General features: G+C 67.2%; 14 protein-coding genes. 12 read left to right on the top strand and 2 right to left on the bottom strand.

Going from position 1 to position 14,726, the window contains the following annotated elements; translation table 11 throughout:
• The first annotated feature begins 267 nt into the window (after positions 1-267).
• The 4 genes from OXU42_02030 to OXU42_02045 all read left to right on the top strand — a co-directional run bounded on the left by OXU42_02030 (position 268) and on the right by OXU42_02045 (position 4,654).
• Complete coding sequence (locus tag OXU42_02030) at positions 268-1,155, top strand: DUF692 domain-containing protein (protein MDE0028168.1); 888 nt, start codon at positions 268-270, stop codon at positions 1,153-1,155.
• Entirely contained in the window at positions 1,139-1,924 is a 786-nt protein-coding gene (locus tag OXU42_02035) for a hypothetical protein (protein MDE0028169.1), read from the top strand. Before OXU42_02030 ends, OXU42_02035 begins: the two co-directional genes overlap by 17 nt.
• A gap of 112 nt (positions 1,925-2,036) precedes the next feature.
• Positions 2,037-3,818 (top strand): peptidase domain-containing ABC transporter, encoded by a 1,782-nt coding sequence (locus OXU42_02040; GenBank protein MDE0028170.1) that lies wholly within the window; start codon positions 2,037-2,039, stop codon positions 3,816-3,818.
• A gap of 11 nt (positions 3,819-3,829) precedes the next feature.
• Positions 3,830-4,654 (top strand): SDR family NAD(P)-dependent oxidoreductase, encoded by an 825-nt coding sequence (locus OXU42_02045; GenBank protein ID MDE0028171.1) that lies wholly within the window; start codon positions 3,830-3,832, stop codon positions 4,652-4,654.
• Positions 4,655-4,666: 12 nt separating this feature from the next.
• On the opposite strand, the gene OXU42_02050 is transcribed toward OXU42_02045, so the two are convergent.
• Complete coding sequence (locus tag OXU42_02050; GenBank protein MDE0028172.1) at positions 4,667-5,527, bottom strand: polysaccharide deacetylase family protein; 861 nt, start codon at positions 5,525-5,527, stop codon at positions 4,667-4,669.
• Positions 5,528-5,719: 192 nt separating this feature from the next.
• Between OXU42_02050 and OXU42_02055 the strand changes: the two genes are divergently transcribed.
• From OXU42_02055 to OXU42_02070, 4 genes are all read left to right on the top strand, one after another.
• On the top strand, positions 5,720-6,004 hold the full coding sequence (locus tag OXU42_02055; GenBank protein ID MDE0028173.1) for a hypothetical protein: 285 nt from the start codon (positions 5,720-5,722) through the stop codon (positions 6,002-6,004).
• A 24-nt stretch (positions 6,005-6,028) separates the two neighbouring features.
• On the top strand, positions 6,029-7,291 hold the full coding sequence (locus tag OXU42_02060; protein MDE0028174.1) for a lytic murein transglycosylase: 1,263 nt from the start codon (positions 6,029-6,031) through the stop codon (positions 7,289-7,291).
• Between the two features lie 122 nt (positions 7,292-7,413).
• The gene (locus tag OXU42_02065; GenBank protein ID MDE0028175.1) at positions 7,414-8,247 is read left to right on the top strand and encodes an alpha/beta hydrolase; all 834 of its coding nucleotides are present in this window, start codon (positions 7,414-7,416) and stop codon (positions 8,245-8,247) included.
• A gap of 24 nt (positions 8,248-8,271) precedes the next feature.
• Entirely contained in the window at positions 8,272-9,348 is a 1,077-nt protein-coding gene (locus tag OXU42_02070) for an ABC transporter ATP-binding protein (GenBank protein ID MDE0028176.1), read from the top strand.
• On the opposite strand, the gene OXU42_02075 is transcribed toward OXU42_02070, so the two are convergent.
• Complete coding sequence (locus OXU42_02075) at positions 9,334-10,290, bottom strand: ABC transporter substrate-binding protein (protein ID MDE0028177.1); 957 nt, start codon at positions 10,288-10,290, stop codon at positions 9,334-9,336. The two genes, OXU42_02070 and OXU42_02075, sit on opposite strands and share 15 nt — an antisense overlap.
• Positions 10,291-10,436: 146 nt before the next feature.
• On the opposite strand from OXU42_02075, the gene OXU42_02080 reads away from it, so the two are divergent.
• From OXU42_02080 to OXU42_02095, 4 genes are all read left to right on the top strand, one after another.
• Positions 10,437-11,528, top strand: coding sequence for a hypothetical protein (locus tag OXU42_02080; protein MDE0028178.1), 1,092 nt, complete (start codon positions 10,437-10,439; stop codon positions 11,526-11,528).
• An 82-nt stretch (positions 11,529-11,610) separates the two neighbouring features.
• Positions 11,611-12,807, top strand: a complete 1,197-nt coding sequence (locus tag OXU42_02085) for a Xaa-Pro peptidase family protein (GenBank protein ID MDE0028179.1) — start codon at positions 11,611-11,613, stop codon at positions 12,805-12,807.
• A 28-nt stretch (positions 12,808-12,835) separates the two neighbouring features.
• Positions 12,836-13,783: an LLM class flavin-dependent oxidoreductase gene (locus tag OXU42_02090; protein ID MDE0028180.1), complete on the top strand. Its 948-nt coding sequence runs from the start codon at positions 12,836-12,838 to the stop codon at positions 13,781-13,783.
• Between the two features lie 54 nt (positions 13,784-13,837).
• Positions 13,838-14,726 (top strand): NAD(P)-binding domain-containing protein (locus OXU42_02095; protein MDE0028181.1); only part of this gene is annotated, 889 nt, incomplete at its 3' end.

The following is a 14,726-nucleotide window of genomic DNA, read 5'->3' on the forward strand; positions in this document are numbered from 1 at the left end:
CATGCGTCGCCCCTGCCTCACACCCTCCCTCCAATCCCCTCCCCCCACCCCTGGATTCCCGCTTTCGCGGGAATGACGGTTCGGGGGTTCGTGCCGCTTGCGCGGTTTTTCACCCTCCGGGGCTAAAGTTCAGCGAACACCTCTCGATTAGTATCCGTGAGGGCGTTGCGCTCCGTGAAACGGCGGCGCGTCGCCCGCGGAGCGCGGCACGTGCCGGACGCATGGCCGGCGCCGCGCTCATGATCTCATTTCGAGTCGGGAGGTTCCATGAACAGTTCAACTCCATCCGAGTCACCCCTCATCGGCATCGGTTTCCGTGTTCCCATCGCCAAGTGGACGCTGGCGAACCTGCATCGCTTCGACGTGCTGGAGGTCACGGTGGACCATTACATCAAGGGAGGCGAGTACGTGCGACGGGCCATCCGCAATCTGGTGGACCGGGTCCCCCTCGTGCTGCACGGCGTGGGGCTTTCCATCGGCACGGACGCGCCCCTGGACGAGGCCTATCTCGACGCGGTGGCCGAGACCATCGAGGACCTGAAGATTCCGTCCTACAGCGAGCACCTCGCATGGACCAAGGTTCCCGGCATCGACCTCGCCAACCTGCTGCCCGTGCCCAAGACCCGCGCCGCCGCGGACATGCTCATCCCCAAGATCGAACGTGTCCAGTCGCACTTGCCGGTCCCCTTCTCCATCGAGAACATCTCGTACGTCTTCGACTTCCCGGACGCGGAGATGAGCGACGCCGAATTCTTCAACCTGCTGTTCCGCGAGACGGGCGTGGGAATGCTGCTGGACGTCGAGAACCTGTTCGTCAACGCCTCGAACCACGCGGTCGACCCGCTGGCCTTTCTCGACCAATTGCCCGAGGGCGTGGTCACCGGGATGCACGCGGCCGGGGGACCTCTCGTCCACCGGCCCTACCTCGACGTCCCCTTCCAGGCCGACAACCACAGCCACCCGGTGCCGCAACAGGCACTGGACCTGCTGGAGTACGCCCTCGACCGGCAGCGACCCCAAACGGTGATCCTGGAGCGCGACAACGACTACGAGCAGGGTGACGAGCTTCTGGCGGACGTGACGCGCATCCGCCGGCAGGCGGCCAGGGCCGCCTCTGCAACGGAAGGGAGCGTGACCGATGTACCGGCTTATTGACAGGCAGACCCATCTGCTGCGGCATCTGACCAGCCCAGCCCTCATCTTCGGAACGTCCGAACTCGATTCCGCGGCCCGGGACCCCGAGCTCCGGGGCATGGACGTGGGACGGCTCCGGTTGGAGGCGGAGTTCTCCTACAACAAGCGCATGACGCGCATCCGCCAGACGTTCGAGCGCACCGCCACGCTTCTGGGACATGGGTTCTCGGCCCTCACCCGCGACTATGCCGCAGCGTGCCCGCCGCTGACCTATGAGCGCTACCCGGACGCCGAACGCTTCTTCGAACGGTTCCTCGCGCCCGGCGTCCACGAACAGCCGCGGCCTCTCTGGACCGCGGACGTAGCCGCCATCGAGCTGGCACTGGCGCGGGCACGGACCCTGCGCCCCGCGGCCATGGAGACCGAAGCGTTGGCGGCGCGTCCGCAAGCACCCGGATTCTGGTACCGCGCGCATCCATGCGCGGGCCTTGTGAGGTGCCGCTACGATGTTCGTGCGCTGTTCGAGCCCGCCCGATCCCGCGAGCCGGTCACGGAACGCACGGTACACATGGTCGTGCTCGCGACCCGTGGACGGCGGCGTCCCAAGGTCCTGGAGCTGGCGCCGGAGGCCTTCGCGCTCCTGGAAGGCTCCCGCGAATGGCGTCCACTGGAGCCCGCTGGAGCCCGGACGGACGAGGACGAGGATCGCAGGGACCTGATCAAGCAGCTTGCTGCGCAAGGTCTCGCGCTGGTGAGCGTCGATGATACCCGCGACCCGGCACAAGCTTGAGAACCGCGGTCCGGCCGGTGGGCGCGCCCGGCGTGCGGGAGCTCCCGACCGGCCGAATCCGCACGCGGCGAACGCCGGCGACCCGGTAGAGGTCCCGCCGAAGCCCGTCGAAATGGAAGACGCGGAGTTCTCGCTCGCGTCGGTCGCGAAGCACGTATTTCGCAACAAGGCCGTATTCGGACCGTTGGTGGCGGCGTCCTTCTTCGTCAACCTCCTGGGCTACATCTACCCCTTCGCTTTCCTGATCATCATCGACAAGGTCCTGTCCAACCGGGGCGCCGCCACCCTCGACGTCATCATCGTGAGCCTGCTCTTCTTCCTGCTGTTCGAAGCCGTACTGCGCGCGGCGCGCCACCGTGCGCTGCGCGGGGCCGTGCGGGACATGGACCGTACCCTGCTGTCGCGGCTCGTTCGGCACTCGTTGGAACTTCCGGCCTCCTTCTACCTTCGCAACACCCCGGTGGAGACCCTCTCCCGCATCGAGGAACTGCAGCAACTGCGCCGGTTTCTCACCAACGCCGTGGTGTTCGTGTTCGTCGACATCCTCTTCGTGCTCGCCTTCCTGGCGCTGATGCTGCATTTCAGCCTGACGTTGTCGATGATCATCCTGGCCTCCCTTCCGCTCTACATCGCTCCGGCCTTCGTGGTGATGCCTACGCTACGGCGATGGAGCCGCCAGACCCGCGGCAGCCGGCGGGAAAGCAACGAGGCGGTGCTCGACACCTTCACCGGCATCGAGACCGTCAAGGGCATGAACGAGGTGAAAGCCCAGGAGGAGTTTCTCGTCGACCGGGTGGACGCGGCGGTGGCGTCGGAGGAGGACACGCAAGACCTGCGTGAATCCACGACCCAGTACAACCAGTTCGTGAACCGCTTCGCCACCGCCGGCCTGCTCTGGTTCGGCGCCTCCATGGTGTTGGACGGCCAGCTCACCCTGGGGCAGCTCGTGGCGGTCAACCTCGTCAACATGCGCTTTTCCCAGCCCATGATGCGCCTGTGCCTGTTCGCGTATGACTTCGGCCGGTCACGGGGCCTGGTGAAGGAACTGGGCACCGTGCTGAACGAGGAGACGGAGCACCAGGGGGGCCACCTGGTGCGGCTGCCCGCGTTCAACGGGGGCATTCGTTTCGAAGACGTCCGCTTCCGCTATCCGGACACCGACCGGAACGCGCTCGACGGGGTGACCTTCGAGGTCGCGCCCGGCGAAACCGTGGGCATCGCGGGGCCGTCGGGCTCGGGCAAGAGCACGGTCAGCCGCCTGGTTCAGAGACTCTACCTCGCCAACGAGGGGCGTGTGCTCCTGGACGGTGTGGACGCGGCCATCATCGACCCGGCCTGGCTGCGCGGCCACATCGGCGCGGTGGAGCAGGACTATCCGATCTTCCGGCGCAGCATCGCCGACAACATCGCGCTGGGGCCGGGAGAGCGCCAGATGCCGCGTGTGACCGCGGCGGCCAGGGCGGCATGTGCCCACGAGGTCATCACCCGCCTGCCCAAGGGTTACGCCACCCGCATCGGCGCCCGCGGGAGCCTTCTCTCGGGCGGTGAACGGCAGCGGTTGGCGCTGGCCCGCGCGCTGTTCCATGCGCGCACGCTGCTCATTCTGGACGAAGCCACCAGCGCGCTGGACAAGCAGGACGAGCTGCGCATCCAGCAGAACCTGCGGGCGCTGGCGGAGGGACGCTCGGTCATCGTCATCGCTCACCGGTTGTCCGCTCTGCGCCACGTGGACCGGGTCCTCTGTCTGGACCAAGGGAAGATCACCGAGCAGGGAACGCCCGCGGAACTGGCCCGCGGCAACGGTTACTTCGCCGACATGGTGCGCCGGGAAACGGAGATGGTGCGGGTCCTGGCCGGGCAGGGCTCGGCGGCGGTCGCCGCGCCGGGAGAATGAATGGAGAAGTCATGGACCTGGGCATCAGGGGCCGGAACGCACTGGTCTTCGGAGGATCTCGCGGCATCGGCCGCGCCGTTGCCGGAGTGCTGGCATCCGAGGGCGCGAACGTGGCGGTGTGCGCGCGCAAGGAATGGGCGGCGCGACGGGTCGCGGCCGAGGCCACGGAACAAGGCGTCAAGGCATTGGGCTACCCGCTGGAGGCGTGGGACGAAGCGTCGGCCGGCACTCAAGTGGAGCGGATCGCGCACGACTTCGGCGCCATCGACATCCTGTTCGGCATTGTCCGGCACACCTTGCGGGACGATGGACGGGGCAACCCGGGAGCGCCCCGTTGGAGCGCCAGGCTAGACGACGGATTCCTGCGTTTCCGGGCGCTCACGGAGGCCCTGCTTCCCGGCATGCGCCGCCGCCGTTGGGGGCGCGTCCTGTGGATGGTTCCATGGCCGGAGACCCGTAGCCGCGCCGAGGAGAGTGTCCGCGCCGCCACCGCCGGCGCGCTCACGGCTTGGCTGCATTGCGTCGCCGCGGAAGCCGCCCAGGACAATGTAACCCTCAACGTCCTGAAGCCACCGCCCTTCTGGCGGCGTCCGGCGGACACCGGTCGAATGCGGCCCGAGTCGGATCCGGCGCCGGGTGGAGTGGGTGCACCGCTCGCAGGGACGGGTCCCGAGGACAGGCATCTACCTCCGGCGAGTGAATTCCTCTCGGCCGAGGAGGTGGCCGCGGTGGCGGCCTTCCTCCTCAGCGGCCTTGCGCGGGGCGTGTGCGGCAGGACCCTGGAGATGGGCGCCGCCACGGCGGTGCGGCGGCGTCCGAACGAGGCCGGGGTGTGACGGAACGCCGGGTCAGTAGCCCTGCTCCAGCACCCAGTTGGCGATCTCCAGCCGGCGCGCGAACCAGACGTCGGTGAAGCCCTTGGCGTACTTGATGAACTCGTCGATGATCCTGGTGCGGTAGGGCACGCCGGAGACGAACGGATGCAGGTTGAACGCGAAGAACTTCGGCGCACCCTGCTCGCCCTCCCAGTAGAGGTAGTCGAACTGGTCCTTCATGATCTGGAGCAGGTCCCGGGGCGTGCGCCCGCCGCCGTAGGTGGAGTAGTCGTTGCACCCCGGCACGTTGTAGGGCACCACGGCGACCTTGCGGCCGCCGGCCTCGACCGTGTACGGGATGTCCGAGTTGAGCGGGTCGGCCCACCACACGAAGCCGGCCTCCGCCACCAGCTCCAGGGTGTTGTCCGTGGAGGCGTGACCGGGCGACAGATAGCCGGTGGGCGGCGCGCCGAGCACGTTCTTGAACGCGGCGACGGTGTCCTGGATGGACTTCCGCTCTTCCTCCCGCGTGTACATGAACGCGTACTCGTGCTCGTAGCACTCCGAGGAGAACTCGTGCCCCTGGGCCTGGAACTCCTTGCACTCGTCGGGGAACTGCTCCACCTTCTTGCCGTTCATGAGGAAGGTGACCTTGAGGTTGTGGCGCTCGAACATGTCCATGATGCGCCAGATGCCCACCCGGTCGCCGTACTCGCGCTCGGTGACCGCGGCCATGTTCTGCTTGAAGACGGCGTTCTCCGGGGGCAGCGGATGACTGACCCGCTGGAGCGAGCCCCGGGTAGCGTAGTTGTCGGGCCACACCTCCCACGGGATGATGAAAGTGACGCAAATCTTGGCGTTGTCCGGCCACTTGATGGGGCGCGGTCTGGGCATGGTGAATTCTCCTCTCGTGTCATGTCGCTGAAGTTCCGTGCGCGGAGCTGCGAAGCAAACGCGGCTCCCAATATAGCCAGCAGGGATTCGTCGGGCAAACTACCGTGAAGACCTTGGAGTTTATCTACATCTGTTCAAAAACTGTTGATTTTCATGGCAACAGCGGCCAAAGTCACCGCAAGGAGAACGATCATGGCGGACGGAGCGGAGGAACGCATCACCCGGCTGGAGACGGCCTTTGAATCAACTCTGCCGCACTTGGCCACAAAGGCGGATATATCCCGGCTGGAGACGCACTTCGAATCGACTCTGCTGGCCACAAAGACGGATATCGCCCGGCTGGAGGCGGCCTTCGAGTCGACTCTGCCGTACCTGGCCACAAAGGCGGACATCGCCAAACTAGAAAGCAAGATGGCATTGGGGGGCGTTTCCATACTTGCGGCCCTTCTCGCCATCATCGCGAAACTGTTCACGTAGGCCAGGGACAGACCCGTATACTTCATGAAACGGCGCACGACCGTGAAGTGCTTTCGCCGCCGAGGTCCGGTCCTGGCGCTCCTCGCTTCGGCGATCATGGCCGCTTTCGGTGCGCCTTCCCCTTCCCCGGCCCAGCCACTCACATCCGACCAAGCGGCCTATCGGTCCTTCGTGCGGGAGTTCCGCTCGGTGGCGCTGCGGCGCGGCATCCCGGAAGCGCTCTACGACCGCGCGTTTCGCGGCCTCACCCCGGACCCGGAAGTCATCGAGAAGAACAACCGGCAACCGGAGTTCGTGCTGCCGGCGTCACAGTACGTGACCCTGGTGGTCAGCGATACGCGTGTGAACGACGGTCGCGCCAAGCTGTCGGAGCTTGCCGCCGACCTGAAACGAATGGAGCGGCGGTACGGGGTGGAACGCTACGTGCTGGCCGCCATCTGGGGACTGGAGACGCTGTACGGCAAGCTGCGCGGCAAACGCAACGTCATCCGCTCGCTCTCCACCCTGGCCTACAAGGGACGCCGGGCGAAGTTCGGACGCAACCAGTTGCTGGCGGCCCTCGACATCCTCAAGGCGGGCGACATCACCGTTGAACGCATGACCGGCTCGTGGGCTGGCGCCATGGGCCACATGCAGTTCATCCCGACGAGCTACAAGGCGTACGCGGTGGACTTCACCGGCGACGGCCGGCGCGACATCTGGAACAACCCGCGGGACGCGCTGGCATCCGCCGCCAACTACCTGCGCGGCAACGGGTGGGTTCCGGGCAGGCCTTGGGGCCACAGGGTGGTCCTTCCAGAAGGGTTCGACGCCGGGCTGGCCGGCAGGAAGGGAGAGCGGACCATCCGGCAATGGCGGGAACTGGGACTCCGGCGCGCCGGCGGCGGCGCGTTCCCGCATCCTGAGGAGCGGGCGTTCCTCGACCTTCCGGCGGGAGTCCGGGGACCCGCCTTCCTGCTGCGCGCGAATTTCCGCGCGATCATGCGTTACAACCCGGCACACAAGTACGCGCTGGCGGTGGGGCACCTCTCCGACCGGTTGCGCGGCGACGAAACCGCCCTCGCCTGGCCCGACGGCATCGGCCCCATCGCGGAACCGGAGCGCAAGGAGCTGCAACGCCTGCTGGCCGCGCGGGGATACGACATCGGCGAGATCGACGGGATCATCGGCCCGAAGACGCGCGCGGCCATAAGGGATTACCAGGCGAAGAAGGGGCGGCGCGTGGACGGGTTTCCGCGGCGGAAGATTTTGGAGTTGCTGCGCTCGGAGAACAAGACAGGACAATAGGAATTCAAAGGCCAGGGTTGCGCCCCTGCGTTGCGTGTCCTATCGTCGGCAGGGCGTGACGCGAACGCGGGATCCTGCGGGCGCGCTCACATGGCCGAACGCGCGAACAACTGGAGATTGCAATGCCGCTAGCGACGCTGGATGGAGTGGACATCTACTACGAGAGGGAGGGCGCGGGAGAGCCGGTGCTGTTTGTCCCCGCCTCCTGGTGGCCGCTGGATCCCTGGAAGCTCCAGGTGGTGCCGGCCCTGAGCCGGCGCTGGGAGACCATCATCATGGACTGCCGCGGAACCGGTCGCAGCAGCCAACCCGACGACGGCTACACCGTCACGCAGTTCGCCGAGGACTGCGCCGCGCTCCTGGCCCATCTCGGCATCACCCGCTGCCACGTGGTGGGGTTCGCCATCGGCGGCCAGATACTTCAGGCCCTGGCCATCGCCCGCCCGGACCTGGTGGCCACGCTCACCATGACAGCCACCGGCCCTGGCTCCCGCAACCTGTCGGGCGCGCCGCGAGAGGTTTCCCCGGAAACCCACGCCCAGATTCGGGAAATGGGGTTCGAGCAGTACATCAAATCCCACGTGGACAATGACGGGATGGCGTTCAACCCGACCTTCTATCACGCCAACCGCGCGGCGGCCGCCGCGCTCGCGGACGCTTTGTGGTCCGGCCAGTCCACCGTGGAGATGTTCCGCCGTCATGAGCGCGCGCGCCTCACCTGGGACGCCCTGGCAGCGGCCCCGGATGTGAAGGTGTCCACCCTGGTGCTGTGCGGCGAGGACGACAAGGTGGAACGGCAGGGCAGCACGCCGGTGGACACGGCCCGGCGGCTCGGGCAGGCGATCCCCGGAGCGGAGTTGGCGCTCATACCGGGCGTGCGCCACATGACCTTCTGGGACGGCACCGGCGCCATCGACGCGCTAGAGGACTTCCTGGCGCGTCATCCGATCGGATAGGCGGCTACCCTTCCGGAGGCCCTCATGCTCCAGGTCAAGGAACTGCAAAAGATCTTCAGGGTCGGCGGCAACGAGGTGGCGGCCCTCGGCGGCGTCACGCAAAGGGTCGAGGAGGGCGAGTTCTTCGTGCTGCTGGGACCCAGCGGTTCGGGCAAGACGACGCTGTTGCGCTGCGTGGCCGGGCTGGAGACGCCCGACGGCGGCGAGATCGAAATTGACGGCGCCACGGTCTTCTCCACGAGCCAAGGCATCTCCGCGCCCCCCGAGGACCGGAAGATCGGCATGGTCTTCCAGTCCTACGCCATCTGGCCTCACATGACCGTCTTCCAGAACGTGGCGTTGCCGCTCACGCGCGGACGCAAGAAGATCGACAAGTCCCTGGTACGGCAACGCGTCCACGAGTCGCTGAAGCTGGTGCAACTGGAGGACTACGCGGAGCGGCCGTCGCCGCTCCTGAGCGGGGGACAGCAACAGCGGGTGGCGCTGGCCCGCGCCCTGGCCGTGAACCCGAAGCTGCTGCTCATGGACGAGCCCTTGAGCAACCTCGACGCGCGCCTGCGGGAAGAAATGCGGGTGCAGATCCGCGAACTCGCCAAGCGCCTCAACATCACCGTGCTGTACGTCACCCACGATCAGGTGGAGGCCATGGTGGTGGCGGACCGCATCGCGGTCATGAGCCTGGGCGCCATCGTGTCCGTAGGCTCGCCGGAAGAGCTCTACGAGGGACCGGCCAACCGGGTGGTGGCCGAGTTCTTCGGCTCCATCAACTGGCTGGACGGCGAGACCAGGGCCGAGGGCGCGGTGGAGACGCTGTTGGGCACGCTCAAGACCCCGCACACGGCCCGGCCGGGCCTCACCGGAACCCTGGGCATACGCCCGGAGGATCTGGAGATTAGCTCCGCCCCCACCGGGCGGGACAACGAGTTCCTCGGGGAGTTGGTGTCGCGCACGTACCTCGGCGACCTGTTCGTTCACGAGGTGCGCGTGGCCGGGACCGTGCTGCAGGTGAAGACCATGGACAAGGCGCCCGTCAGCGACAAGGTCTACGTCACCCTGCCGAAGGACCGCCTCAAGTTCTTTCCCCAGTCAACGCAGGGTTGAAGGCGCGAACAACTCGTCCACGCTCAACCGGCGGGTGGTCACCGCCTGCTCCGACGCGTACAGCAGCATGGTGTCCAGGGCGTGGCGTTGCGCTTCCACCGAGTACGGGAACGGGTCCCGTCCCAGCACACTCTCGTCTGCCTCGATGGCTTCGCCGTACCACGCCAGGTAGGAGCGCCGCGGATCGCGCATGTATTCGAGACCGCGAACCTTCGCTTCTTCGAAAGCCCGAAGCAGGGTTTCGGCCACCCAGGGATGCCGCCCGAGGACTTCGTCCTTGATGACCACGGTATGGCGCAGGGGATAGATTCCCGTGCGCCGGTAGTAGTCCGCTTCCACCTCCCGGTAGTCGGGCCAGAGCCGGCGCCCCACGCTCTTGCCGGCGCGGAACGCCGACCCGATGGTAGGCAGCATGTAGGCGTCGATCTCGCCGGCCTCCAGCATCTCGGTGACGCGACGGCCGGCGGGAGCCTGCTCGACGTGCAACCAATCCGGCGGCTCCCACGGCGACACCTGCTCGTCCGCGTTGGTGACCCAATGCATCTCGCCGGGAGCAACGCCGTGCTCGTGCTTGAGCACTCCGCGCATCCACACGGCGATGGGATTGAAGTGGGCCTGGAGCCCGATGCGCTTGCCGCGCAGGTCCTCGGGACGTTCGATGCCGGCCCCGGAGTGCACCACCACCGCGCCGTGACAGAACTTCACGTGGGGAAACACCGGAATCGCCGTCACCGGCACGCCGCGGCTCTTCCACCCCAGGAAGACCCCCATCTGCAATTCGCACACGTCGAACTCGAGACTGCGCGTGAAGCGCGCGTGGCGTTCGGGAGAAGCCAAGGGGATCACTTCCAGGTCGATCCCGGGGGTGGCCACCTTGCCTTCGATGAGGAAGCGCGTGCGGTCGTAATCGCCGCAGGAGAGCGTCAAGCGCAGGTTCGCCATGGCGGACACATACACCAGGGACCGGCCCCTCACAAGACACGCCCGTCCACGCGCACGGGGGCGGCAGACGCGGTCCGAGACGCGGTTGACGGTCGCCGGCCGTTGTTGATAGTGACACCTCTGACAACCAAGAAAGGCGCCTGTTTATGGGTAATCAGTTCTTCGAATTCATGACGCACTGGGATTCGCCCCGGCCCATCTGGTTCAAGCGGGACGAGGACGAGTTGATCGGCACGCAGCGGAGCGGCGGTCGCCCCATGCCGCGCATCAAGCCGTTCGACCTGGTGAACGGGACCACGAACCGGCCGGGCGTGAAGCCGCCGGTGCTGTGGGAGGGGCAGGACGGCGTGATCGAGGCCCATGTACTCGACGGTCCGGAGCCGGTCTTCCACCGCCCGGCGGACTACGACGTGCTCGTGTTCCAGTTCACCGGGAACGGCGCGGCGGAGACAGAGTTCGGCGAGTTCCATTTGTCGCCGGGCCACTCGATGCACGTGCCCGCGGGGGTGTCGTACCGGATGATCGGGGCGCCGGGCTGCCGCCAACTAGTGGTCAAGGCGCACAAGCCGGTGCGCACGACCCTCGACCCCGAGAACCCGCTGACGCGGACGGAGTTCCGCGCCCGCGCGGCCGGGGAGCCGCCGGAACCGCACGCCGTCGCCATCCCGCCGCGCAAGGGCCGGATTCTCGAAGTCACGGATTTCTGGGACCCCGCACTGGAGCCCATCGTCATCGAGCGCGACCACGCCGGCCTCGTGGGCTGCGTCACCTTCGAGCGCGGCAAGAGCCGAGAGGTCACGGTGATGCGCGTGTTCGACTACTTCACCGGAATGACCGGCAAGGGGGGCGGGCCGGGCCCGCAGCAGTACGAGAGCGAGGATTTCCGCACGGACACCTACAACACCATAGGACAACAGAACGGCTTCCACCGGGGCATGGACGACGACGAGATCTGGTTCCAGTTCCGCGGGCACGCCACCAACGATACCGAATGGGGCGTCCACGAGCTGGATCCGGGAGAGATGGGCTATGTGCCCCGGGGCATCGCCCACCGGATCACGGGGGGCGAGGGCTTCCTCCGCTACGTCTTCTATTTCCGGCACCCCATGCACCCCCAGGCGGATTCCTCGGGTCCGCGGGAAGGCACGGCGTTCGAGGTGGAGGCGGTCTCCTTCGAGGAGTTGCCCGCCTTGGCGGAAGCCAAGGCCAGGGAGGCGGCGAACCCGAGACGCGGTTGACAGGTACTCCAAGGGGCCTATAATCCGCTTCCAAAGACGGCGGACGGGGTCCAGGAACTCCGCGAATCGAAAGAACGAAACCATGGCTGAAACCGAACTGATTCCTTCCCTCTCCCTTGCCGAACGGGACCGCCGGCACACGCTTGTACGGGAGAAGATGGCCGCGGCGGGGCTGGACGTGTTGCTGCTGCCGGCCAACACCAGCCGCTGGGAGCAGGTCATGGCGGACTCCCGCTACGTGACGGGCATCGGCGGGTTCGCCACGGAGGTGTTCACGGTCTTCCCCGCCGAAGGGCCGCTGACCGCGTACGTGTTCAATCGCGCGAATTGGTGGAAGCGGGTGCAGGACTGGGTCGAGGACGTGAGGGACGGACGCAACCGCTGGGCCGAGGACGCGGTGTCGCGGCTGCGGGAACTGGGCTTCAAGAACGGCCGCCTGGGCATCTCCGGCCTCTCCGGCCTGATCCGCACACCGGACGGCATCGTTGCCCACACCACGGTGGAGGCGTTGCGGCAGGCGTTTCCCGGCGCCGAGCTTGTGAACGCCACGAGCCTCTTGCAGGAGGTCCGCGCCGTCAAGAGCGCCGAGGAGATCGGCTGCATGGAGCGTTCCATGGAGATCATCGAACGCATGATCGACGCCATGACCGAAGGGGCGCGGGAGGGCGTGTCCGAAAAGGAACTCTACGCGGACATGGCCCACGTGATGCTGCGCAACGGCGGCGAGCTGCCGACGCTCTTCTTCCTGGGCTCGGGACCCGGGCAGAACCAGAGCTCCTTCGTCCCCACCAACCGGGTCATCCGGCGCGGCGACCGCATCGTCAACGAGATCGAGGCCAAGTACGCCGGCTACGCCGCGCAGGCGGTGCGTCCGATGCTTCTGGGCGAGCCCGACGCGACGTTCCGGGAGCTGATGGACATTTCCTGCGCGTGCTTCCACGCGATCCTCGGCGCCATGAAGCCGGGGGTCACGTTCGGGACTCTGTTCGACACGTACATGAAGACGGTGGAGGAACACGGCGACGGCAAGTACATGTGGAGCCACCCGATGATGCACGCCCGCGGATTGGGTGACGACGGACCCGCCCTCATGGGCGACGCCGATGTGGAACGGTTCCAGAAGATCCAGCTCGCCGCCGGCATGGTGTTCATCCTGAAACCGCGCATCCGCATGGCCGAGGGCAAGGACCACACGAGCATCGGCGACACCGTGGTGGTGACCGAGGACGGCGCCCGCCGGCTGGGTTCCAGCAAGCTCGATCTGATCACCGTGTCCTAGCGGCCTTTTTCCGCACCGCACGAGTCTCATGGAATTCGGCCTGCTGCTGCACACCCGGGATCTCATCCGGAACGAGGGGGCGGCCTCCTTCGATACGCTCTGGGAACAGGCGGAGCAGGCCGAGGAAGCCGGGTACGACCACATCTGGCTGGGCGACAGCGTCACGATCCTCAACCGCGCGCGGGGCGATGCTCTCACCACCATGGCCGCCCTGGCGTGCAAGACCGAGCGCGTACGGCTCGGTGCCGTGCCCTTCCTGGGGGCGCTGCGCAACCCCGTGCTCCTGGCCCATACCCTGGCCACGGTGGACGTCATCTCCCAGGGGCGCGTGATCCTGGCCGTGAGCGTGGGGCCGACGCGCGACTACATTCAACGCCAGTTCGAGGCGTGCGGCGTGCCCGCGGGCGAGAAGGCGGGCCGGCTGAGTGAGACCATCACGCTCATGCGGCGGCTCTGGACGGAGGAGTCCTTCGCCTACGAGGGCAAGTACTTCCGCTTCGAGGAGATCGGCGTCTTGCCCAAGCCGGTGCAACAACCCGGCATCCCCATCTGGATCGCGGCCGACCGGAACGAGACCGGTTTCAAGCGCGTGGGCCGGCTCGGGGACGGGTGGGTGACCTTGGTCTCGTCCCTGGACGATTTCCGCGAGAACCGCGGCAAGATCGAGCAATACGCGGCCGCCTGCGGCCGGCCCGGCGCCGTGGGCGCATCCGCCCTCTACGCGACGCTGCGCATGGACCGGGACGGCGATGCCGCCCGTACCGACGGCTGGGCGTGGATGGAGGCGTTCTTCCGCCAGCCCCGGGCCAGGCTCGAATACCACCTGACCATCTTCGGAACACCCGACGAGTGCGCCGAGCGGCTGCGTGGATACGCCCGGGCCGGGCTCACGGCGCTGATCATCCGCGTCGCCTCCGACGACCCGGCGGAACAGACACGGCTGATCTTCGAGGAGTTGCGCCCGCGGCTCGCATGAGGAACGGATGACGAGCGTATCCGCGACACAGGTCACTGGAGGCAGCGGCATCTCATGACGGTCCTGCTCAAAAGCTCCGAGGTAGCGGACCTCGTGGACCTCAAGACCGCCATGGCGGTTCTCGAAGAGACCTACGTCGACCAGGCCAACGGGCAGGTCAAGGCCATCCCGCCCTTGCGCCTCATGGACCGCGGCATTCGCCTGGTGGCGGGGGGCCTCGGCGGACCCGACCGGGTAGGGGTCCGTCTCAGTCCCACCGGCGGGGACGCCGTGGCGCTCATCTACGAGATGAGCTCGGGAAAACTCCTCTCGCTCATGAACTACCCCTTCAGCGACCTCCGCATCGCCGCCACCGTGGGTCTGGCGCTGGACCGGCTCGCCCCGCCCGATAGCAGGTCGGCGGCGCTCATCGGCAGCGGCCGCCTCGCTCCTTCCCTGCTCCAGGCGGCCACCGGGCTGCGGCCCATCGAGCGCGTGCGCGTCTACAGCCGCAGCGCGGAACGGCGCGAAGCGTTCGCGCGCCGGGCTTCGAACGACTTCGGCATCGACGTGGCGGCGGTCTCCGACCCGGGCGAGGCCCTCGCCGACGCGGACATCGTGCTCGTGAGCACCAACTCCCCGGAGCCGGCCCTGCGCGGCGCATGGCTGCGGCCGGGGCAGCCCGTATTCGGCTGCGGCCGTCCCAACGAATTCGACGACGACACCTATCTCGGCGCGGCGCTGATCGTGGTGTCGAGCAAGACCCACGAGCTGGGCTACTACGACACTCAACTCGACCAGCCGCTCATCCGGCTCTCGAGGGAGGGACGAATCGCCTGGGACGACGTCGTGGAACTGGGTCAACTGGTGACCCGTGAGGGTCCGCCACCTGGCCTGAACGACGGCATCGCGGTTTTCAGGGAGTCTCAGGGAGGGTACAGTGACGTGGCGTTGGCGAGCTTCG

This window comes from Deltaproteobacteria bacterium, assembly GCA_028818775.1.
Classification (GTDB): Bacteria; Desulfobacterota; Binatia; order UBA9968; family JAJDTQ01; genus JAJDTQ01.

Coding starts and splice junctions, on each gene's coding strand:
- OXU42_02055 (MDE0028173.1), top strand. CDS start 5,720: ATGGCGGACGGAGCGGAGGAACGCATCACCCGGCTGGAGACGGCCTTT.
- OXU42_02080 (MDE0028178.1), top strand. CDS start 10,437: ATGGGTAATCAGTTCTTCGAATTCATGACGCACTGGGATTCGCCCCGG.
- OXU42_02070 (MDE0028176.1), top strand. CDS start 8,272: ATGCTCCAGGTCAAGGAACTGCAAAAGATCTTCAGGGTCGGCGGCAAC.
- OXU42_02035 (MDE0028169.1), top strand. CDS start 1,139: ATGTACCGGCTTATTGACAGGCAGACCCATCTGCTGCGGCATCTGACC.
- OXU42_02040 (MDE0028170.1), top strand. CDS start 2,037: ATGGAAGACGCGGAGTTCTCGCTCGCGTCGGTCGCGAAGCACGTATTT.
- OXU42_02085 (MDE0028179.1), top strand. CDS start 11,611: ATGGCTGAAACCGAACTGATTCCTTCCCTCTCCCTTGCCGAACGGGAC.
- OXU42_02030 (MDE0028168.1), top strand. CDS start 268: ATGAACAGTTCAACTCCATCCGAGTCACCCCTCATCGGCATCGGTTTC.
- OXU42_02045 (MDE0028171.1), top strand. CDS start 3,830: ATGGACCTGGGCATCAGGGGCCGGAACGCACTGGTCTTCGGAGGATCT.
- OXU42_02090 (MDE0028180.1), top strand. CDS start 12,836: ATGGAATTCGGCCTGCTGCTGCACACCCGGGATCTCATCCGGAACGAG.
- OXU42_02065 (MDE0028175.1), top strand. CDS start 7,414: ATGCCGCTAGCGACGCTGGATGGAGTGGACATCTACTACGAGAGGGAG.
- OXU42_02060 (MDE0028174.1), top strand. CDS start 6,029: ATGAAACGGCGCACGACCGTGAAGTGCTTTCGCCGCCGAGGTCCGGTC.
- OXU42_02050 (MDE0028172.1), bottom strand. CDS start 5,527: ATGCCCAGACCGCGCCCCATCAAGTGGCCGGACAACGCCAAGATTTGC.
- OXU42_02075 (MDE0028177.1), bottom strand. CDS start 10,290: ATGGCGAACCTGCGCTTGACGCTCTCCTGCGGCGATTACGACCGCACG.